The sequence below is a fragment of the Bradyrhizobium sp. Ec3.3 genome (genome assembly GCF_000472925.1).
GTDB lineage: Bacteria > Pseudomonadota > Alphaproteobacteria > Rhizobiales > Xanthobacteraceae > Bradyrhizobium.
In genome coordinates this window covers 23,969-44,398 of record NZ_AXAS01000009.1, presented here as the reverse complement: position 1 = coordinate 44,398, position 20,430 = coordinate 23,969, and the positions used below count along the sequence as shown (strand labels likewise).

Annotated in this window: 17 protein-coding genes; 12 read left to right on the top strand and 5 right to left on the bottom strand. The window is 63.9% G+C overall.

Annotated elements, in window-relative coordinates:
- Window positions 1–85: 85 nt before the first annotated feature.
- Window positions 86–2,659 carry an ATP-dependent helicase gene (locus tag YUU_RS0110460; RefSeq protein WP_035661956.1) on the bottom strand — a complete coding sequence of 858 codons (2,574 nt, stop codon included), beginning with the start codon at window positions 2,657–2,659 and terminating at the stop codon, window positions 86–88.
- A gap of 254 nt (window positions 2,660–2,913) precedes the next feature.
- Here YUU_RS0110460 and YUU_RS0110455 point away from each other — a divergent pair, with 254 nt between their 5' ends.
- Window positions 2,914–3,087, top strand: coding sequence for a DUF1328 domain-containing protein (locus YUU_RS0110455; RefSeq protein ID WP_027522311.1), 174 nt, complete (start codon window positions 2,914–2,916; stop codon window positions 3,085–3,087).
- A 129-nt stretch (window positions 3,088–3,216) separates the two neighbouring features.
- On the opposite strand, the gene YUU_RS0110450 is transcribed toward YUU_RS0110455, so the two are convergent.
- On the bottom strand, window positions 3,217–3,732 hold the full coding sequence (locus YUU_RS0110450; RefSeq protein ID WP_027522310.1) for a thioesterase family protein: 516 nt from the start codon (window positions 3,730–3,732) through the stop codon (window positions 3,217–3,219).
- A 97-nt stretch (window positions 3,733–3,829) separates the two neighbouring features.
- On the opposite strand from YUU_RS0110450, the gene YUU_RS0110445 reads away from it, so the two are divergent.
- The 3 genes from YUU_RS0110445 (at window position 3,830) to YUU_RS0110435 (ending at window position 7,218) form a co-directional block, all read left to right on the top strand.
- Window positions 3,830–5,248, top strand: a complete 1,419-nt coding sequence (locus tag YUU_RS0110445) for an FAD-binding oxidoreductase (RefSeq protein ID WP_027522309.1) — start codon at window positions 3,830–3,832, stop codon at window positions 5,246–5,248.
- Window positions 5,249–5,347: 99 nt separating this feature from the next.
- On the top strand, window positions 5,348–6,700 hold the full coding sequence (locus YUU_RS0110440; protein WP_027522308.1) for a Spy/CpxP family protein refolding chaperone: 1,353 nt from the start codon (window positions 5,348–5,350) through the stop codon (window positions 6,698–6,700).
- Between the two features lie 122 nt (window positions 6,701–6,822).
- Window positions 6,823–7,218 (top strand): hypothetical protein, encoded by a 396-nt coding sequence (locus YUU_RS0110435; RefSeq protein ID WP_027522307.1) that lies wholly within the window; start codon window positions 6,823–6,825, stop codon window positions 7,216–7,218.
- 5 nt (window positions 7,219–7,223) lie between these two features.
- Here YUU_RS0110435 and YUU_RS0110430 read toward each other — a convergent pair whose 3' ends face one another.
- The 3 genes from YUU_RS0110430 to YUU_RS0110420 all read right to left on the bottom strand — a co-directional run bounded on the left by YUU_RS0110430 (window position 7,224) and on the right by YUU_RS0110420 (window position 11,654).
- Entirely contained in the window at window positions 7,224–8,891 is a 1,668-nt protein-coding gene (locus tag YUU_RS0110430) for a SulP family inorganic anion transporter (protein ID WP_027522306.1), read from the bottom strand.
- Between the two features lie 255 nt (window positions 8,892–9,146).
- Window positions 9,147–10,628: a caspase family protein gene (locus YUU_RS0110425; protein WP_027522305.1), complete on the bottom strand. Its 1,482-nt coding sequence runs from the start codon at window positions 10,626–10,628 to the stop codon at window positions 9,147–9,149.
- A 105-nt stretch (window positions 10,629–10,733) separates the two neighbouring features.
- The gene (locus tag YUU_RS0110420) at window positions 10,734–11,654 is read right to left on the bottom strand and encodes a LysR family transcriptional regulator (protein WP_027522304.1); all 921 of its coding nucleotides are present in this window, start codon (window positions 11,652–11,654) and stop codon (window positions 10,734–10,736) included.
- Window positions 11,655–11,750: 96 nt separating this feature from the next.
- Between YUU_RS0110420 and YUU_RS0110415 the strand changes: the two genes are divergently transcribed.
- The 8 genes from YUU_RS0110415 (at window position 11,751) to YUU_RS0110380 (ending at window position 19,910) form a co-directional block, all read left to right on the top strand.
- The gene (locus tag YUU_RS0110415; protein ID WP_027522303.1) at window positions 11,751–12,191 is read left to right on the top strand and encodes a DoxX family protein; all 441 of its coding nucleotides are present in this window, start codon (window positions 11,751–11,753) and stop codon (window positions 12,189–12,191) included.
- A 376-nt stretch (window positions 12,192–12,567) separates the two neighbouring features.
- The gene (locus tag YUU_RS0110410) at window positions 12,568–13,599 is read left to right on the top strand and encodes a TRAP transporter substrate-binding protein (protein ID WP_027522302.1); all 1,032 of its coding nucleotides are present in this window, start codon (window positions 12,568–12,570) and stop codon (window positions 13,597–13,599) included.
- Between the two features lie 7 nt (window positions 13,600–13,606).
- Window positions 13,607–15,460, top strand: coding sequence for a TRAP transporter large permease subunit (locus YUU_RS0110405; RefSeq protein ID WP_027522301.1), 1,854 nt, complete (start codon window positions 13,607–13,609; stop codon window positions 15,458–15,460).
- Between the two features lie 14 nt (window positions 15,461–15,474).
- Window positions 15,475–16,452 carry a hydroxyacid dehydrogenase gene (locus tag YUU_RS0110400; protein ID WP_027522300.1) on the top strand — a complete coding sequence of 326 codons (978 nt, stop codon included), beginning with the start codon at window positions 15,475–15,477 and terminating at the stop codon, window positions 16,450–16,452.
- A gap of 272 nt (window positions 16,453–16,724) precedes the next feature.
- Window positions 16,725–17,012: a hypothetical protein gene (locus YUU_RS0110395; RefSeq protein ID WP_027522299.1), complete on the top strand. Its 288-nt coding sequence runs from the start codon at window positions 16,725–16,727 to the stop codon at window positions 17,010–17,012.
- Between the two features lie 102 nt (window positions 17,013–17,114).
- A complete protein-coding gene (locus YUU_RS58545) occupies window positions 17,115–17,375 on the top strand; it encodes a hypothetical protein (RefSeq protein ID WP_156944207.1) in 261 nt (86 codons plus the stop codon).
- A 198-nt stretch (window positions 17,376–17,573) separates the two neighbouring features.
- Window positions 17,574–18,248 (top strand): helix-turn-helix domain-containing protein, encoded by a 675-nt coding sequence (locus YUU_RS0110385; protein WP_027522298.1) that lies wholly within the window; start codon window positions 17,574–17,576, stop codon window positions 18,246–18,248.
- Between the two features lie 225 nt (window positions 18,249–18,473).
- Complete coding sequence (locus YUU_RS0110380) at window positions 18,474–19,910, top strand: arylsulfatase (RefSeq protein WP_027522297.1); 1,437 nt, start codon at window positions 18,474–18,476, stop codon at window positions 19,908–19,910.
- Window positions 19,911–20,430 lie beyond the last annotated feature (520 nt).

The window sequence follows — 20,430 nt, the reverse complement described above, 5'->3', positions numbered from 1 at the left end:
ATCTGATACGGGGAAGTTCGCCATGGTCAAGGGGCGTGGAGCAAGGAAAGCCGGCGGCGTAACGCCGCCGCAACAGGGCGCGGGCTCACGCCCGCTGCACGAAACTGTCCACGACCTTCTTCTCGCCGGCCTTGTCGAAGGCGATGGTCAGCTTGTTGCCGTCGATCTTGGCGACACGGCCGTAGCCGAATTTCTGGTGGAAGACGCGGTCGCCAATCGAGAATTCGGACGTCGTGCCGGTCGATTTGGCCACCAGCTCGCCTTCGATCGTCATCGGGCCGCGACGGCGCGACGAAAAACTGCCGCCGAAATCGGGCGCGGTGGAAAACGGCGAGGGCTCCTCCTCGAAGCCGCCGCGTCCGCCGCCGTTGCGGCCACCCTGGCCACGGTTGCGATTCGCCTGGGCGCGCTGCCAGCCCGGCGTCGAATAGCTGGAGCCGAAGGCTTCCATGTCGTCGAAGCGCGAGGCGCCGTAGCCGCCGGTGCCGCCCCAGGCGGAGCCGCCCTTGGATTCCGTGATCTCGACATTGGCCGCCGGCAATTCGTCGAGGAAGCGCGAGGGGATCGTGGTCGACCAGGTGCCGTGAATCCGGCGGTTGGTCGCAAAATAGAGTTTTGCGCGGCGGCGGGCGCGGGTCAGGCCGACATGGCCGAGCCGGCGCTCTTCCTCAAGGCCGGCGCGGCCCTGTTCGTCCAGCGTGCGCTGGCTCGGGAACAGGCCTTCCTCCCAGCCCGGCAGGAATACGTTGTCGAACTCGAGCCCCTTGGCCGAATGCAGCGTCATCAGCGACACCGCATCTTCCTCGGCACCGCCGTCGCGATCCATCACCAGCGAGATGTGCTCGAGGAACCCTTGCAGGTTCTCGAACTCCTCCATCGAACGCACGAGCTCCTTGAGGTTTTCGAGTCGGCCCGCGGCGTCCGCCGAGCGGTCCTTCTGCCACATCTCGGTATAGCCGCTCTCGTCGAGCACGATCTGGGCCAGATCGGTATGCGAGGTCACCTCGCGCTGGGCGCGCCAGCGGTCGAATTGCGTGACGAGGTCGCGCAAGGAGCCGCGCGCCTTCGGCTTCAATTCGTCGGTCTCGACCACGGCGCGCGCCGCCTCGAACAGCGGAATGCGGCGCTTGCGGGCATGATCGTGCAGCATCTGCACGGTGGCATCGCCAAGCCCGCGCTTGGGCGTGTTGACGATGCGCTCGAAGGCGAGATCGTCGGCGGGCGAGTTGATGACGCGCAAATAGGCGAGCGCATCGCGGATTTCGGCGCGCTCATAGAAGCGCGGGCCGCCGATCACGCGATAGGGAAGGCCGAGCGTGACGAAACGATCTTCGAACTCGCGCATCTGGTAGGATGCGCGGACCAGGATCGCGATCTCGTTGAGCCGCTCGCCCTGGCGCTGGAGTTGCTCGATCTCCTCGCCTATGCCGCGGGCTTCCTCTTCCGAATCCCAGGCGCCGGTGACCGTGACCTTCTCGCCGTCCTCGTCCTCGGTGCGCAGCGTCTTGCCGAGCCGGCCTTCATTATGCGCGATCAGATGCGAGGCGGCGGCGAGGATGTGGCCGGTCGAGCGGTAGTTGCGCTCCAGCCGGATGACCTTGGCGCCGGGAAAATCGTGCTCGAAGCGCAGGATGTTGTCGACCTCCGCGCCACGCCAGCCATAGATCGACTGGTCGTCGTCGCCGACGCAGCAGATGTTCTTGGTCTTCTCCCTCTCCCCGTCCTTCACGGGGAGAGGGCTGGGGTGAGGGGCTGCCTCCAAGAGCTCGGTGCTTGGAGAGTCCCCCTCACCCGGATCGCTGCGCGATCCGACCTCTCCCCGCAAGCGGGGAGCGGTGAAAGAAGAGGGCGCCTGCGACAACAGCCGCAGCCACAGATACTGCGCGACGTTGGTGTCCTGATATTCGTCGACCAGGATGTATTTGAAGCGCTGCTGGTACTGCCGCAGGATATCCGGGTGCTCGCGGAAGATGCGGATGTTCTCCAGCAGCAGATCGCCGAAATCGGCGGCGTTCAGGATCTTCAGCCGCTCCTGGTAGCTCGCATAGAGCTTGCCGCCCTTGCCGTTGGCGAACATCGCGGCTTCACCTGACGGCACCTGCGTTGGGCCGAGCCCGCGGTTCTTCCAGCCGTCGATCAGACCGGCCAGCATGCGCGCCGGCCAGCGCTTGTCGTCGATGTTTTCGGCTTGCAGGAGCTGCTTCAACAGCCGCACCTGATCGTCGACATCGAGCACGGTGAAATTCGACTTGAGCTGCGCGAGCTCGGCGTGCGTCCGCAGAATCCGGCCGCCGATCGAGTGGAAGGTGCCGAGCCACGGCATGCCCTCGACCGCCTGCCCAAGCATCTGGCCGAGCCGGTGCTTCATCTCGCGCGCGGCCTTGTTTGTGAAGGTCACCGACAGGATCTCGCCGGGGCGCGCGCGGCCCTGGCTCAGGATATGGGCGATGCGTGTGGTGAGCACGCGCGTCTTGCCGGTGCCGGCGCCGGCGAGCACCAGTACGGGGCCGTCCAGCGTCTCCACGGCGTCGCGCTGCTCGGGATTGAGGCCGGCCAGATACTTCGGGCCCACGGAGGCGCGGGCGCGCGCGGCAATGCCGCCGGCCGCGGGCTGATGGTCGGGGACGCTGTGAGAGGTAATTTTGCTCGGCTCGGTCATGCGAATCAGTGGCCCCACGATGGCACCGCGGGGTGGCGGAAGGGAGCCTTCATAACAGGGATTAACCCCTATATGGGGCGGCGGCGAGGGGTTTTCCACGTACGCCGAAGGCCGATTTGTTCCTGCCCTCTCAGCGAATTTCCGCCCCGCTCAGCCAGGAACCATCGTTTCGAGCTCGAGATTGTCTGTGCAAACGAGGCGTGGCGCGAGGTCGCGCCGATCGTCCGCAGACAATCGAGACGGAGGTTTTGACCATGCTTGGCTGGGTTGTGACGTTTCTGGTTATCGCACTGATCGCCGGTATCCTGGGCTTCGGTGGCATCGCCGGCGCTTCGATCGAAATCGCCAAGGTCATCTTCTTCATCGCGGTCGTATTGTTCCTGATCTCGGCCGTGGTCGGATTGGCCCGCGGCCGCACCAGGGTTTAGCGTGACAAGCCCCTCATGGTGAGGAGCGCGAAGCGCGTCTCGAACCATGAGGCCCCACCGTGGCTTGCATCCTTCGAGACGCCAGCTTCGGGGGCTCCTCAGGACGAGGTGTTACAGCGGTCTAAGTCGCTAGCGCTTCGAGGGCATCGCGACGTTCCTCCCGATGCCCTCGGGTCGCGGCGCCGCGCTGTGGTCCTTGACCACGGACGCGATGTTCTCGCGAATGTCGGCCGGGAAGGGCGCCACTTTCCGCAAGGCCATGTCCATGTGCAGCGACATGTTTTCGGAGGTTGCCGACAGCCAGCCCTCGGTTGCGTGACGAAGCTCCTCGAAAGTGTGCAGCCGCTTGTCGTCGGCTTCCAGCAGCCACACCGAGATCTGCACGGGATCGCCGAGATGGATCTCGCGCAGATAGCGCACATGGCACTCGGCGGTGAAGGTCGAGCCGTGGCGCTCCTTCATATAGGTCGGCCCGATCCCGAGCTTCAGCCAGAGTTGGTCGATCGCCCGATCGAACATCACGTTGTAATAGGCCATGTTCAGATGGCCGTTATAGTCGATCCATTGCGGCTCGATCTGCATGATCGAAGAACGGAACGGCTGGGACGTGAGCGTGGCATCTCCCGGGGCAGCACTCTGCATCATCTTCCTTCCCGCCGTGTTCCTTTCCGACATGCGTCGGGTCCCTTGACTTGACCCGCCATATGTCCTTTGCCACGGTCCTCTGTCGGGAGGAATGTCCGTGGGTATGACCATCACCAATAATCCGCCGCGGCCTGAGCCGAAAGCCCTCGCGAGTGCGCTCGAAGCGCTCACCGCGCGCTTCGGCAATCGCTTGATCACCTCGCAGGCCGTGCGCGAGCAGCACGGCCACACCACGACCTGGCTCGCCAACCAGCCGCCGGATGGCGTGGTGATGGCGCAGGAGACCAAAGACATCCAGGACGTGGTGCGGATCTGCGCTGGGAGCGGCGTGCCCGTGATCGCGTTCGGCACCGGCACCTCGCTCGAGGGCCAGGTCAATGCACCCGCGGGCGGCATCTGCATCGACCTGCGCGACATGAACAAGGTGCTCGCGGTGCATGCCGAGGACCTCGACTGCGTGATCGAGCCCGGCGTGACGCGCAAGGCGCTGAACGAGCATCTGCGCGACCAGGGCCTGTTCTTCCCGATCGATCCCGGCGCCGATGCCTCGCTCGGCGGTATGGCATCGACACGCGCCTCGGGCACGAACGCGGTACGCTACGGCACCATCCGCGAGAGCGTGCTTGCGCTGAAGGTCGTGCGCGGCGACGGCGAGATCATCACGACCGGCACGCGCGCGAAGAAGTCGTCGGCCGGTTACGATCTGACGCATCTCTTCATCGGCGCCGAAGGCACGCTCGGCATCATCTCGGAGCTCACCATCCGCCTGCGCGGCATCCCCGAGATGATCGCGGCCGGCGCCGTCTCCTTCGAGACAGTGCATGGCGCCTGCCAGGCAGTGATCCTCGCGATTCAGACCGGCATTCCCGTTGCGCGCATCGAGCTCCTCAACGCTGCTCAGGTGAAGGCCTGCAATGCCTATTCGAAGCTGACTCTGCCGGAGACGCCGCTGCTGCTGCTCGAATTCCACGGCAGCGAGATCGAGGTGGCCGAGCAGTCGAAAGCCTTCGCCGAGATCGCCAAAGACTGCGGCGGCGGCGATTTCTCCTGGACCACCAAGCCCGAGGATCGCACCAAGCTGTGGCAGGCGCGGCACGATGCCTATTGGTCGGTCAAGGCGCTGCGGCCCGGCGCCGGCGTGGTCGCAACCGACGTCTGCGTGCCGATCTCGCGCCTTGCGGATTGCGTCACCGAGACCGAGGAGGATTTGAAGCGTCTCAACCTGCTGTCGCCGATCGTCGGCCATGTCGGTGACGGCAATTTCCACTGTTCGCTGCTCTGCGACGTCGACAATGCCGACGAGATGGCGCGCGGCGAGGAGTTCATGCATCGCCTGGTCGAGCGCGCGCAGGCGATGGGCGGCACCTGCACTGGCGAGCACGGTATTGGCCAGGGCAAGCAGAAATATCTCCAGGCCGAGCTCGGCCCTGAAGCGCTCGATGCGATGCGGGCGCTGAAGAAGGCGCTCGACCCGCAAAACATCTTCAATCCCGGCAAGATCGTGCCGGCGGGCTAGCGCCGCCGGCCTCGGCGCGGGAACTTTCGGCAAGTGCGCCGGTTCCAATTCCCGACACGTTCCGATGCCTCAATGGCGCGGTACTCTCGGGAGGATGCGATGTTGCGACCGGTCATTGGAATTGCCGCGATGGTGCTTGCCTGCATGCTGGCGGGTGCGGCTCTGGCCAAGGGCGGCGGCGGTGGCCATGGTGGTGGTCATGGTGGTGGTCATGGCGGTGGTCATGGCGGCGGGCACGGTGGTGGACGTCACGGCGGTGGGCATGGCGGTGGCCATCATGGTGGCGGCCATTTTGGCGGTCACGGCTTCGGTCATGTGCACGGCGGCGGACATCATGGCGGAATGCGCTTCGCAACCGGTGCCCGACATGGCGGTCGGAACTTCGGTCAGATCCGCAATGCGGCTGTGCGCCCTGCGGGCTTCCGCAATGCGCTGAACGTCCACTCCAGTGCCTTCCGCAATGGCCGGCTGATCAGCAATCCGGCGGCGCGGGCCCAGATTGCGGCCGCGGCCGCACTCGCCGGCTGGCACGGCGCAAGCAGCGGGTGGTGGCAGCATCCCGGCGGCTTCTATGGCTGGGTGGGACCGCTGTTCTGGCCGTTCGCCTATAACGACCTCTACGATTATACGATCTGGGGCGATGGTCTCGGCTTCTGGGGTTATGGCTACCCGGATATCTATGCCGGCATCTTCGGCCCCTACGGCTATGACGGCCTTGCAACCTATCTGCCGCAACGCTCGTATGGACGACGGCGGGCGCGCGGCGTTGGGCTCGATCAGCTCTGCGGCAGCGACCGCCGCGAGATCGTCGGTCTGCCGATCGACCAGATCGCGGATGCGGTGCAGCCGACGGACGCGCAAGGCGCCGATCTCGATGCTCTCGGCAATACCTCGATCCAGGCGGCTGAGTTGATCCGCGCGTCCTGTCCAACGCAGGTCGCGGCGACGGCGCCCGGCCGGCTCGCGGCCATGCAGCAGCGCGTCGAGGCGATGGCGAAGGCCGTCGGGCTGGTGCAACCGGCGCTCGACAGATTCTACGGCTCGCTCACCGACGAGCAGAAGGCGCGCTTCAATGCGCTGGCCGAGGAGCAGCGCCGCGCGCCTGCGTCCAGCAATGCCAATGCATCGCTGGTGCAGAATTGCGGTACGCCTGTTGGGCTCGATTGGCCGGGCGCCGAAATCGAAGCACGGCTTCATCCCGACGACACCCAGCGCGCCGCGCTGCAAGTGCTCCAGGATACCAGCGCCAAGGTCAGCGCGTCGCTCAAGGCGGCCTGCCAGCCCAGTGACGTGATGACGCCGCCGGCGCGCATGGCTGCGATCCGCAAGCGGCTCGACGTCATGCTCGACGGCGTCAAGTCGGTGCGCGACGCGCTCGAGGATTTCTATGCCACGCTCAATGACGAGCAGAAGGCGCAATTCGAGGCGATCGGTCCGCGCCGGACGTCCTGAGCGCGTCGCAAGCCAAAGGCTTGACGGGAAAAACTGCCTCGCCGAGCGCGACGGGGTTCTTTATGCTGCGCAGAGCTGAAGCTCGACAATGCGGTGGCTGGAAGACCACGGGTGGCGGGGCGATGAAGTGGTTCGCAAGGCGAAAGCCGTCCGACGTCTGGGATGAGCCGATCCAGTGGCCGATCGGCGACATCGAGGCCGCCGATCGCATCCGCAACATCTGCCAGTCCGCATCCGCGAGCGCAGAACTGGTTGGCGGTTCTGCCGACCACGGCCGAAAATCGCTGGAGAAACAGCGCAAGCTCGAAAGCGAGCGCTATGAGCGCGCGGCGCGCGCTGCGATGGAAATCGCAATGAAGATCTCGGACGATCTGATGCGCGACGACGCCGTCCGCCGCATCGTCGATCTCTGCATGAAGGCGGGCGACATCAAGACGGCGCAGATCCTCTATCGCGCGATCCAGGCGAGCTGGGTTCGGGAGGCCACGCAAAAGGATTACCCCGCGCTCGGCCAGTGAGGCCCTTATTTGGCGAGCGTGACGACGGCCTCATGTACGCTGTGAAAGACGTGGTTTCTCGGCAGGACGTCAAACAGCGCAAAGCGTTCGAACGCGTTCTGCGCCCGCACCGATTCCAGCCGCGCCACGGCGACGGTGACGTCCTGTTCACGGCATGCTCTGAAGACGTCCAGCAGGACCTGGGCCGCGGTGAAGTCGATCTCGACCATGCCGCTCGCTTCCAGCACCATCAGCTTCGGCGTCGCGGTCTTCAGCAGATTGGCGACGTCGTTGCGGAATCCGGGCGCGTTGAGGAACGACAGCGGCGCCTGCAATCCGATCACGGCGACGCCGGGAAGACGCTCGCCCGCGATGTGCGGATGTGCCGGCCACCAGATCGTGGTGCCGGGCACGCGATCGAACTCGACGAGTTTGGCGCGCGTCGTGCTCCAGATTCCGTGCAGGAGCGACAGCACGATGCCGAGGAAGGCGCCCTGCTGGATCGGCAGCACGATGATCAGCGCGGCAGTAGCAAGGATCAGCAGGAACTCGCTGAAGGACTGGCGATAGATCGTGGCGATCTGCTTCACGCGGATGATCCGCAGCGCCACGAACAGCAGGATGCCGCCGAGCGCCGCGTCGGGCACGTGTTTCAACAGCCCGGTGCCGAAGGCGAGCAGCGCCAGCACGATCACGGCTGCGGCGAGCCCCGACAGTTGCGACTGCCCGCCGGTCTCGACCACGATGCCCGTGCGCGGCGGGCTGGCGTTCACCGGAAACGCGCCGAATACGCCCGCAAGCAGGCTGCCGGCGCCGGCGCCGAGAAAATCGCGGTCGACGTCGGCGGGCTTGTCGGGATCGGAGGGAAACGATCGCGTCGTTGCCGCGGTCTGAACCATCACGACGACGGTGATCACGAAGGCCAGCGGAACGAGGCGCACCCACGCCTCGGGTGCAAGCTCCGGCAAGGTCGGCATCGGCAGCGTGCCGGGGACAGTGCCGACCACCTTCACGCCCTTGGCTTCGAGCCCGGCCCCGATCACCGCCAGCGTCGCCCCGACAAGTCCGATCAGCGCGCCCGGAATCTTGGCGCTGATCATCTCGGCGATGAAGACGACGGCGAGCACGCCGAAGCCGATAAAGATCGTGGAGGGATTGGACCGGCCGAGTTCGCGCGCCAGCGTGCCGATGCGATCGAGCGTCGGTCCGCTTGGCGCCTCCACGCCGAGCACGCCCGGCAGTTGCGAGACGATGATGTGGACGGAGATGCCGGCGAGGAATCCGACCATCACCGGCACCGACAGAAGGTTGGCGATGCCGCCAAGGCGGAAGATGCCGCTCGCGACCAGCATCGCGCCGACCATCAGCGCGAGCGCGATCGCAAGCGATTGATATTCCGGCGAGCCGGTCGCGGCGGCCGCCGCAAGGCCGCCGGCGAAGATCGGCGTGATCGTGGAATCGGCGCCGCAGGACAGGAAGCGGTTGCTGCCGAGCAGCGCGAAGCCGAGCGAGCCCGCCATGAAGGCGAAGAAGCCGATCTGCGGCGCGAACCCGCCGAGCCGCGATGTCGCCATCTGCTCGGGGATGGCGATCGCCGCCAGCGTCAGGCCCGCCATCAGGTCTGCCGGCAACGAATAGGACGCAAGCGACCGGAACAGCGGCCATGCATGTTTGGTGTGTGCGTCTTGCGGCATCGAGGTCCTCGGAAAGTCCGTGTTGCTCGATCAGACTATAGCATTTCCGGAACGGGGAGCGGCCGATGGCGTGGCTTCGCGGCCATCAACAGAAAAGTCGGGGTGATAGTTGGTGCTCGGCGGCTTCTCAGTCGTCATTGCGAGGAGCTCTTGCGACGAAGCAATCCCGAACTTTCCACAGAGGCAGCCTGGATTGCTTCGCTTCGCTCGCAATGACGGAGGGCGCACCTGTCCTCCGCATCGTGCGAGGTGGGCTCAGTATCTGCCGCGATTGTATTCGCCGCCGCTGCGGCCGCCGCCCATACCCATGCCCATGCCAATTCCGACACCAATGCCGATGCCTTGCATGACGGCGCCGGGCGGCGGCCCGCGATCAGGGGGCGGGGCGCGCTCGTAGACCACTTCGTCGGGTGGCGGCCGGCGCGGTTTTGGCGGCGTGTCGACGACCTTCCTCTTTGGCGGCGTGTCGTCGACGCGCTTCTTGATGATCGGGGCGACCGTCGGATTGATCGGCGTCGCTGGTGTGGACGGCGTCGAGCACGGGCAGGTCGGTGCCATCGCGACGGCGACCGGTACTGCGGCGGCCGCAGCCGTCGGCCCGTAGTTGCGGTTCTGCACGCGGAGCAGCAGCCTGCGCGCGGTTGCCGCAAGGTCGCTGCTGCCCCAGTTCGTGAGATAGGTCTCGTATGAGGCGCGGGTGTTGATCGCGACCGCTAGCTCCCAGGCCAGCATCTGGCGCCGACGCTCCAGGATCGTGCGCAGGCGCGGCGTTGCGGGGGCCTGCGCGAACAGCTCGACATAGGCCTGATACGCGGGCACGGAGTCGTCCGCGATCACAAGATCATAGGCGACCTTGGGCTCCTTGCCGCGCAGCTCCTGGCGCCAGTCCTCGACGGTGCGGCTCGCGCTGGCCAGCGCCGGCGAACCCGCGCCGGGAACGGAAAGCTGCTGCCCGCTGCTGTCGCCGAAGAACTTGAAGTCGGCCGTCAGCGACGAGCTTTCCCACGGGATCTGCCGGCCGTCCGTCGACTGGGCGACGGCGACGCGGATGCGTTTGAAGACTTCCTCGATCGGCAGGTTCGGCTGCTTGGCGATCGTCAGCGCCGCCGTGGTGTAGGGACTGTCGATGCCGGCGCCGTCCTCGGCTTCCGCGCCGGGCGAGGTCGAGTAGGAAATGAAGGAGCCCGGCGCGCCGGCCTTGGTGTCGACGATCGCAAGCCCGTGGCCGGCGCCATTGAGCGCCGGGAACGGATTGTTGCGGCAGGCATCGAGCATGAAGATGCGCGCGCGCGTCGGCAGTGCGCCGAGCGTGTTGAGCAGGTCGTTCAGCCGCACGCCCTGCAAGGGAATGTCCGCCTCGCGCTTCGGATCGAGATCGACCGGCACCAGATAGTTCTCGCCGTCGATCTGCAAGCCGTGGCCGGCATAGAACACCAATGCGACGGTGTCGGCGCCGCTCGCGCTGACCTTGCCGGCGAAATCGCTGATCGCCTGACGCATCTCGTTCTGCGCCAGGTTGGGTGCGGTGGTGACGTTGAAGCCGGCATTGCCGAGCAGCTCCGTCATGCCCTTGGCATCGTTGGCGGCGTTGGGCAGTTCGGGCACTGTGCGATAGGCGGACTGGCCGATCACGAGCGCGAGCCGTGTTTCGGCGGAGGCGTCCGTCGGTGCGATGAGCTGCGAAAGAACGAGAAGGCTGGATGCAAGAAGCAAATTGCAAAGGGCTGGACGGCGCATGGTGTCACCTCCATCGGCGATGCGCGCGAGGGTGACAGCTCTTCTAGCCGCGCGCCGTGACGGCGTCTGTGCGCTAGCTCACTTTGGGATGTGCGGCAAAATGGGTCAGAACAGGCCACGATCCCAGGGCGGCTCCGGCGAAAAGCGCGCCGCCAGGAAATCGATGAAGGCGCGGACCTTCGCCGGCGGCCGCCGATCCGGCAGATAGACCGCATGCACCGCCGACGACCGGACCTCCGGCTGGTCGAGCGGAAGCGCCACCAGGGTCCCGGCGCGCAGATCATCGGCGACGATGAAGGTCGGCTGCCGCGCGATGCCAAGGCCAGCGAGGCTCGCGGCACGCAGCGCATCACCATTGTTGGCGCGGAGGTTGCCGTTGACCTGGACGCGGATCTCGCCGTCCGCGCCGAACAGCCATTCCGCGGCGCTCGCCTGCTGCGACAGCGTGTAGCCGAGGCAGTTGTGGGCGGCGAGGTCGGCGACCTTGCGCGGAGTGCCGTATTTGGCGAGATAGGCCGGCGCAGCGCAGACTACTAGGCGGTTCGGTGCCAGCCGCCGCGCCACCATGCTGGAGTCGCGCAAGCGTCCGATGCGGATCGCAAGGTCCCAGCCTTCCTCGGCCAGGTCGACCAGCCGGTCGTTGAGGCCGAGCTCGGTCGTGACCTTCGGATAGCGCTCGGCAAAATCGCCGAGCAGCGGCGCGATCTGTCGTGTGCCGAACACCACCGGCACGTTGACGCGGAGCAGCCCGCGTGGCTCGACCCGTTCGGCGGCGGCCGCGGCGTCGGCGGTCTCCATGTCGGCGAGGATTCGCTCGGAGGATTCGAGATAGCTGCGCCCGGCCTCGGTGATGGACAGCCGGCGCGTGGTGCGATGGAACAGCTTGATGCCGAGGCGGCTTTCAAGCGACGCAACGTGCTTGGTGACCATGGTCTGCGACAGGCCCATTGCGCGCGCGGCGCCAGACAGGCTGCCGACCGCCGCCACCTTGGCGAAGACTTCCAGGCTGGTCAGGCGGTCGAGCAATGATCTCACTCTATGGGTGTGAACTATTCTTCCAGAATAGCAGATTATCACCGAATTGAGAATAGATCATAAGGTGGGCCATCAAAGGAGACCGCTATGATCGATTCCCGTACCGCGCCCTATGCGGCGCTGGTGTTGCGCGTGACGCTGGGTGCGCTGTTTCTCGCCCATGCCAGCTTGAAGTTGTTCGTCTTTACCCCGGCCGGGACTGCAAAGTTCTTCGGCAGCCTCGGCTTTCCGCCCGAGCTAGCCTATCTCGTGATGACGGTTGAGGTGCTGAGCGGCGTCGCCCTGATCCTCGGCGTGTGGACCCGCTACGCTGCGCTCGCCGGCATTCCGATCTTGCTCGGCGCCATCTTCACCGTGCACGGCGGCGCCGGCTTCTTCTTCACCAATCCAAAGGGCGGCTGGGAATTCCCCGCCTTCTGGGCCATCGCACTGCTTGCGCAGGCGCTGCTCGGCGACGGCGCCTATGCGCTTCGCCCCTCGCGCCAGAGCGATGCGATCGGCCAGTTGAGCGGCGCGCATTCGCGCTGAGATCGTTCGCGAGGACTGATTGAGAGACAAGGCTGCGGGAGCACTTCCCGCAGCCTTTTCTCGTTCCGTTGCGCCAACGGCGAGAGCCGAGAGCAATCAATATGACTTCTGCATCGATCCATACCTGAATTGGATCGATCGGTCTTGGGCTGGCCGAGCGCCGCACCATCCATCGCGCATCGCGCCGGCCTGCTGGAAACAACTGCAAAGATAGGCCAATCGCGCGTCTTGTCGCCAAAACATCCGCGCCTGCCGCCCTCCGGGTCGCCACGTGCCGCTACCCTTGCCTGTCTCGTCGCTTTGGCCCTACAGTCGATCAAACGGCTGCGGCAACGACTGCGGCACAAAATAAAAAAGACTTGGGGAGAAGAGCACAATGACGTCAGTGCCAGTGAGCCGTCGCGCGTTCATCAAATCCTCGACGGCGATAACCGCCGGCCTCGTATTCTCGCCCGCCATCATCGGCCGCGCGGAAGCCGCGACATTGAAGCTGAAATGCTCCTCATCGCTGCCGAACGATCCCAAATATGCCAACGGCCGCGTCTACTACGACAATCTGGTCAAGCAGCTGAAGGCCAACGGGCTCGGTGAGCAGGTCGAGGTCGCTTTCTTCCCCGACAACCAGCTGGGCCAGGAAATCGACGTCATCAATTCGGTGAAGCTCGGCGTCATCGACCTGATGGTGTCGGGCTCGTCGATCTCGGCCAATCTGGTGCCGCTCGTCGGCACCTTCGACCTCGGCTATCTCTTTGCGAGCTTCCCGCAGCAGACCAAGGCGTTCGATGCCGGCGCCGCCAAGCCGATCGAGGATGCGCTGCTCAAGGGCGCAAACATCCGCATCATCGCCTGGGCCTATAATTTCGGCTCGCGCAGCGTGCTGGCGAAGAAGCCGGTGAAAACGCCCGAGGACCTCGCGGGCCTCAAGATCAGGACGCTGCCAAATCCCGTCATCACGGAATGCCTACGGTTGATGGGCGCAGCGGCGACGCCGCTGGCGTTCGGCGAAATCTACACTGCGCTGCAGGCCGGCGTGCTCGACGGGCTCGAGCACGACCCGCCGACCATCCTGGCCAGCAAGTTCTTCGAGACGGCAAAGTTCTATGCGCTGACGCAGCACAACTTCTCGCCGCTCGCGATCTACTTCAGCGACATGACCTACAACCGCATGGATCCGAAGCTGCGCGACGGCTTTCTCGATGCTGCGAAGAAGGCTGCGGCCGACACGCGTGCGCACGGCCTTGCGGTTGAGAAGGAGGCGCTGGCGGCTCTGACCGAGAAGGGCGTGACGGTTGCCGAATGCGACCGCGAGGCGTTCAGGAAGCGCGTCATGCCGCAGAGCGATAACTTCATCAAGGCGCGCCCTGAATCCAAGCCCGTCATCGACATGATCCGCGCGACCCAGGCCTGAGATGACGATGACCGCCGCCGCGTCCCTCTCAGGCGGCCGCCGCGGGAGCATCACCCTTTTGCTGCGCCTGAGCGACGCAATCGCGGCCATCCTGCTGGCCGCCGACCTCGTGGTGGTCTGCGTTTCGGTGCTGCTGCGCTTCCTCTTCAACGCGCCGGTCGAATGGTCCGACGACGTCGCGCGCGGTCTGATGGTCGGATCGGCCTTTTTTGGTGCGGCGAGCGCGCTTGCGCGCGGCGAGAATGTCGGCGTGTCCTTCTTCCGCGACATGCTGACTCCACGGCTGCGGGCGCTGGTCGATGCCGCGAGCGCGCTGCTGATCGTGCTGATCTCGGCCTACGTCGCCTACAACGCGATCAAGCTGGGGACCCTGACCACGGGCCAGACCACAGGATCCGGGCTGCCGCTGGAGCTGACGTTCTACCCGATGGGCGTCGGCGCGCTGTTCATGACGGTGTTCGCGATCGATCAGCTCTGCGCAAGGCCGCTTTCCGACATCGCCAGGGGCCTCGTTGCGATCATCGTGGTCACCGGTCTCTATCTCGCCTGGGACGCGCTGCTGCCCGCGTCGGTGCCGTCATCAGGCACGCTGATGCTGATCGGCTTCTTCGTCACGCTGTTCGGCGGACTGCCGATCGGCTTTGCACTGGCGCTGGCGGCGTTGATCTTCATCTGGGTGGAGGGCGCGCTGCCCGGCGTCATCTTCGCCCAGCAGATGGCGCGCGGCATCGACAATTTCGTGCTGCTCGCGATCCCGTTCTTCATCCTGGTCGGCTACCTCATGGAAGCCAACGGCATGTCGGTGCGCCTGATCGAGCTGTTGCAGCGCGCGGTCGGCCGCATGCGCGGCGGCCTCAACGTCGTGATGGTCACCTCGATGGTGCTGTTCTCCGGCATCTCCGGCTCGAAGATGGCCGATGTTGCCGCCGTCGGCTCGGTGCTGATCCCGGCGGCGCGCCGCTCCCGGCAGAATCCGGGCAGCGCCGTGGCATTGCTCGCGGCCTCCGCCGTGATGGCAGAAACCATTCCGCCCTGCATCAACCTGATCATTCTCGGCTTCGTCGCGAACCTCTCGATCGGCGGGTTGTTCATGGCGGGCCTGCTGCCGGCGGCCCTGATGGCGCTGGTGCTGATCGCCGTGTCCATCATCTTCGGCAAGCCGCCGACGGCGACCGAGGAGACGGAGCCGCAAGTCCCGGTGTCCGGCCTGTGGAGCGGTGCGATCGCATCCTTCGGCCTGATCTTCATGATCTTTGCGGGCTTCAAAACCGGCTTTGCCACCGCGACCGAGATCTCCGCCTTCGCGGCAGCCTATGCCATCCTGGTCGGAAGCCTCGTGTTCAGGGAGCTCACGTTGAAAGCCGCCGCCCACAGCTTCGTGCAGGCGGCGACGCGCGCCGGGCTCGTGCTGTTCATCGTCGCGGCCGCGCAGTCGCTGGCGTTCACGCTGACCCTGCAGCAGGTGCCGCACGCGGTCGGCGACTTCATGCTGGGCCTGTCCAAGACCTCCGGCGTCTGGCTATTCATGCTGCTCGCGATCCTCGTGCTGATCGTGATGGGCTCGGTGCTGGAGGGCGCGGCCGCGCTGATCATCTTCGGGCCGCTGCTCCTGCCCGTCGCGGTGCAGCTCGGCATCGATCCCCTGCATTTCGGCGTGGTGCTGGTGATCGCGATGGGCATCGGCCTGTTCGCACCGCCGCTCGGGCTTGGGCTTTACGGAGCCTGCCTGATCGGCAATGTGCCGATCGAGCGGACGGTGAAGCCGATCATGGGGTATCTCGGGCTGTTGATGCTCTGCCTGCTCGTGATTGCCTTCGTGCCGTCGATCTCGACCGCGTTGCCGCGCGCATTCGGCTACTAGAGGGAGTTCTTGCCGTGAAGGTTCTGTTGGCCCACACGCCGGAGATGCGCAGGAATTATTACGGCGAGCGCAGCCTGAGAGGCTTGCAAGCGCTGGCCGAGGTGATGCTGCATGAGGGCGACCAGCCGCTCGATGCCGCCGGCCTCGTCCGCGCCGCGGCCGAAGCCGACATCATCGTCGCCGACCGCATGACCGAAGGCCGCGGCGAGATCTTTGGGCAACTGCCGCGCCTCTCCGCCTTCGTCCGCTGCGCCGTCGATATCCGCAACGTCAGTGTCGAGGCCGCCTCGGAAGTTGGCGTGCTGGTGACGCGCGCCGGCCCCGGCTTCGTCCAGGCGGTGGCCGAGCTCGCGCTTGGCTTCATGGTCGACCTGTCGCGCGGCGTGTCGCGAACCACGGCGGATTACCGGGCGGGCCGCAAGCCGGTGGCGCGGATGGGGCGCCAGCTCGCCGGCAGCAGCCTCGGCATCATCGGCTTTGGCAGTATCGGACGCTATCTTGCCGAGGTCGCAAAGGTGCTGCGCATGGAGGTGCTGGTCGCCGATCCCTTCGTGACGATCGAAGATGCCGCAATCAGGCACGTCCCGCTCGACGAACTCCTGGCGGCATCCGACTATGTCGTCTGTCTCGCCATCGCCAATGAGCAGACGGAGAATCTGATCGGCACGGAGGCGCTGGCGCGCATGCAAAGGCACGCCGTCTTCATCAACCTCTCGCGCGGCAATCTCGTCGATGAGGCGGCGCTTGCAGCGGCGCTACGCGAGAGCCGCATCGCTGGTGCCGCGATGGATGTCGGCCGCGCGCCGGACCAGATGCCGACGCCGGAGCTGGCGCATCTTCCCAACGTCATCGCCACGCCGCATGTCGGCGGCCTGACGCCGCAGGCGATCGAATATCAGTCGCTGGAAACCGTGCGCCAGGTCGAGGCGATCATCAAGGGCGAGGTCCCGCCGGGCGCCGTCAATGCCGAACGCTGGACGCGCCGTCCGTGAAGAGCGCTTGAACCGGGGCATGTGTTCATAAAGGCCCGGACGTCAGCTCTCTGGCGGTGAGGCGGAAATCCTTCGATCAGTCATGGCGTTAACGCTCCTGCGCCGGATTAGGCGCGACCTGCGCCGTGATCATTCCTGCAATTGAACCAACACCAAATCCGGCCACACCAAGACCAGGTAGCGCTCATGACCGCACCTAGCCTGTAACCCTGCCGATTGACGCGCAACACGGCCTGGTCATCAAACCGGTTACTTGGTGAACGGATTTTTGAATGCAGTTCTTTCTTTATGAAATCGTCGCTCGTATCGTCGCAATCTATCTTTGCGTCGATTGCTTCCGCAAAGTGCGGTCTGGCCTTGTCGAGAGAAAGATCACGGCTTGCCCGCATAGTACTGGTATTCTGGACATTATTGTAGACAGTCTTGCAGGCTTGTCGAAGCGGGTTGTTCATAAAGATACCGCTCCGGTCCAGTACTGGCTGGAAATGGGCCTGCAGACATTCGGCCTGCTTGGATGCGCCGGCGTTGCAATGTTCGGCTGGTTTCACCCAAACACCTGAGCATCCGCGGATGACCCTGAGCCGAACAGCGCAATAGCCACCGCCATGTCGGCGGTCTGCGGGAAACCGGACGCCACACGATCGTTAGGCCGACCGCTCCTGTTGACCCGGAGCGGACGCGCCCGGCTTTCACCGAACGCGCTCCATGCCTCCAACTTCGATCGACCACACGTTGATTTAGCTCAATGGGCCATTTCAGCCCTGTTCGACGGTTGCAACATGAAATCGACCGATGGTCCACGTCCGGATGAAAAGGAGCTGCCGTTGAAACCGATGCGAACCGAGGAGGCCCTGCGGATCATCGAGGAGTACGCAAACGAATTGCGGGCAATCATCAAGAAGCTTCGCGATCGCCTCAACTAATTGCCCACTCGCCGGGGAGGTCCCCAACTCGCGCTACTAAACGATTGGGCCTCAGTTGTCGCATTGTCCCTTGGTACAATGATCCAACGGACGGGCATGGAATACGCTTGCCGGATTTACGATTCAACCATTGCGGGAGGTGCGCCACTACTCTGTTGGGATGTTCTGCGAAAAGTTCGATTGATTTGGGAGGTGGATTTGTTTGTTCGCATCACCACGGAGTCTCGTTCTAACACACTCAGCGATCTTGGCCTGACGAGCAGTTCAAACCCGATCGTGAGCCTAAATGAGTTCACTTACAAAAAGGGAAGCGAGATCTACGGTGAAAAGGAGCCTGCCGAGTACGTCTATCAGGTTAGAAGTGGAGCAGTGCGAACTTACAAGATGCTTCCTGATGGTCGGCGTCAAATCGGTGCCTTTCACTTGGCGGGCGATATTTTCGGACTGGTGAACGGCGATGCCCATCGATTTACTGCAGAGGCAATTGTCGAAACCACTCTGCGCCTCATAAAGCGGAAAAGCCTCGAGACGGCGGCCGATAGCGACGCGGTCGTGACCTGTAACCTGCTTAGTGTGACTACCACCAACCTTCAGCACGCGGAAAATCATATGCTTCTTCTGGGGCGCAAAGACGCCTTGGAAAGAGTTGCCGCGTTTTTGGGTGAAATGGATAAGCGGCTCAGTGCTGCTGGCGTCGTGACACTCCCGATGACCCGCCGAGATATTGCCGACTACCTTGGCTTGACGCTCGAAACTGTATCTCGCTCAATATCTCGACTACACCGTGCAGAAGTCCTCAGCTTTGTTGGTAGTCAGCGCGAGATCACGATCCTCAACCGAAAAAAGCTGCTTGCTTTGGATCTGCAAGGATAGTTCGTCAACTTCCGCTTGTGGCCCATCAGCGAAGTGCCGGCACGCCGCGTAGAGGTCCGGACAGCAGGGTATAGCGGACTAGATTTGCTCACGTTGAGTTCTTCATTTTGACCCGGAACGGACCTCAGCGCCCACTTTGCATATCAACCCTTTTGCTAGGTCCAACCGCCATAGTTTCAGGTGATCTAATTTTTGCCGGGGACCTCCGGCGCTGGGGATGACAATATGAAGAGAACACTGTTCGCGGTGGCTTCCGTGCTCGTGGGTCTAGCGACTTGCTTCGGCGCCGCAGCGCCAACTGCTGCGCAGCAGTCGCAGGCCAATATCATCTATATCCTGGCCGACGATCTGGGTTGGGCCGATGTCGGATTTCACGGCTCCGACATCCTGACACCAAATATTGATGAGCTCGCAAAGACCGGGGCACGGCTCGAACAATTCTACGTGCAGCCCATGTGTACGCCTACGCGAGCGGCTTTGATGACTGGTCGCTATCCCTTACGCTACGGACTGCAAACCTTGGTCATTCCCGCATCTTCGTCCTATGGCCTGCCGACTGATGAATGGCTCCTCCCTCAAGCGCTGAAGGAGGCCGGTTACACAACTGCGATTGTGGGCAAATGGCATCTCGGTCATGCCAAACGCGAGTTTTGGCCAAAGCAACGCGGTTTCGACTATCAGTATGGCGCGCAACTTGGCGAGATCGACTACTTCACGCACTCCGTCCACGGCAAGCTTGATTGGTATCGGGACAACAAGCCAGTCAATGAGAAGGGCTATGTGACGAGCCTGTTGGGCGATGACGCGGTTCGCTTCATCGACGCACAGAACACCAGGAAGCCTTTTTTTATGTATCTCGCCTTCACTGCACCCCATACGCCCTATCAGGCTCCGCAGGAGTATATCGAGAGGTACAAGCAAATCAGTGACCCTAACCGCCGCATCTATGCTGCGATGATCACGGCCATGGATGACCAGATTGGCCGGGTCGTGAAGGCGCTGGAAAAGAAGGGTTTGCGGCAAAACACGATAATCGTTTTCCACGGCGACAATGGCGGCAATCAATCGGCCCATCTGGCGGGCGAGACCGAGGTGAAGGGACCGCTGCCTGCGAGTAACGGGCCTTATCGTGGCGGAAAGGGAGACTTGTACGAGGGAGGCACGCGGGTGTCGTCTCTCATCAACTGGCCGGGCAGGATCAAGCCGGGCACCATCGTCGACCAGATGATGCACGTGGTGGATTACTACCCGACGCTGGCCAAACTTGGCGGCGCGAGCCTCGGCAAGAGCAAGCCGCTTGATGGCTTCGACATGTGGCCGACCATCAGCGATGGCAAAGCATCGCCGCGCGACGAGGTGGTGTACAACGTTGAAATGTTTCGCGGTGCAGTTCGCAAGGGGGATTGGAAACTGGTCTGGCGAACGACGTTGCCATCGAAAATTGAGCTCTTTAACTTGGCGCAAGACCCCTACGAAAAGAGCAACCTTGCAGGGCAAAATCCTGAAAAGGTCGCTGAATTACAGAAGCGAATTGATGGCTTGGCAGCAGAGATGTCGAAATCGCAACTGCTCACCGAAGTCTTTAAGGGCGTTACCAAGGAACTGACCGGTAGGCCCCCGGCATTGCCCGACGAGGATGCGTTCTACGAGCAGGTGGATTGATCTCCAACCGTGTTCTCGGGGTCGCTCGCCCTTCAAGAGGTGATCGAGCAATGTCGGCAGATGGTTGTTCATAGAGATACCGCTCTTGTCCGGTACCGACTGGAAATGGGCCTGAAGACAGTCGGCCTGCTTGGATGCTCCGTCGTTGCGATATTCGGCTGGTTTCAGCTCAAACACCTGAGCATCCGCCGATGGCCCTGAGCCGAACAGCTCAAGAGCCACCGCCATGTCGGCTTTCTGCGGGAAAACGGTCGCCACACGATCGTCAGGCCGACCGCTGCTGGTTAAACGCGTGAGGGGACAATAACGCGGCGGTACCGCTACGGATCTTCTTTCACATCAAATATTGTGCGAATTCAAAAATAGCGCTCTCGCCGTGCCTTGCAGTTCTTGCGACCGCTGCTCAGGCGGCAGCTCGGCTTGGGTCGGCTAGAATCCCGGCGGAGGAGGGCGAGGCTGTAGCTCGAGGTCTGACCCGAAAGCGGCGCCAAGTGCCGCAAGGCTGCTGATGGCCCAGCTC

What these genes read in the sequence shown, in the direction of transcription:
- YUU_RS0110460 (WP_035661956.1), bottom strand. Translation starts at nt 2,659, where the DNA reads ATGACCGAGCCGAGCAAAATTACCTCTCACAGCGTCCCCGACCATCAG.
- YUU_RS0110455 (WP_027522311.1), top strand. Translation starts at nt 2,914, where the DNA reads ATGCTTGGCTGGGTTGTGACGTTTCTGGTTATCGCACTGATCGCCGGT.
- YUU_RS0110450 (WP_027522310.1), bottom strand. Translation starts at nt 3,732, where the DNA reads ATGATGCAGAGTGCTGCCCCGGGAGATGCCACGCTCACGTCCCAGCCG.
- YUU_RS0110440 (WP_027522308.1), top strand. Translation starts at nt 5,348, where the DNA reads ATGTTGCGACCGGTCATTGGAATTGCCGCGATGGTGCTTGCCTGCATG.
- YUU_RS0110435 (WP_027522307.1), top strand. Translation starts at nt 6,823, where the DNA reads ATGAAGTGGTTCGCAAGGCGAAAGCCGTCCGACGTCTGGGATGAGCCG.
- YUU_RS0110430 (WP_027522306.1), bottom strand. Translation starts at nt 8,891, where the DNA reads ATGCCGCAAGACGCACACACCAAACATGCATGGCCGCTGTTCCGGTCG.
- YUU_RS0110425 (WP_027522305.1), bottom strand. Translation starts at nt 10,628, where the DNA reads ATGCGCCGTCCAGCCCTTTGCAATTTGCTTCTTGCATCCAGCCTTCTC.
- YUU_RS0110415 (WP_027522303.1), top strand. Translation starts at nt 11,751, where the DNA reads ATGATCGATTCCCGTACCGCGCCCTATGCGGCGCTGGTGTTGCGCGTG.
- YUU_RS0110410 (WP_027522302.1), top strand. Translation starts at nt 12,568, where the DNA reads ATGACGTCAGTGCCAGTGAGCCGTCGCGCGTTCATCAAATCCTCGACG.
- YUU_RS0110405 (WP_027522301.1), top strand. Translation starts at nt 13,607, where the DNA reads ATGACCGCCGCCGCGTCCCTCTCAGGCGGCCGCCGCGGGAGCATCACC.
- YUU_RS0110395 (WP_027522299.1), top strand. Translation starts at nt 16,725, where the DNA reads ATGCAGTTCTTTCTTTATGAAATCGTCGCTCGTATCGTCGCAATCTAT.
- YUU_RS0110380 (WP_027522297.1), top strand. Translation starts at nt 18,474, where the DNA reads ATGAAGAGAACACTGTTCGCGGTGGCTTCCGTGCTCGTGGGTCTAGCG.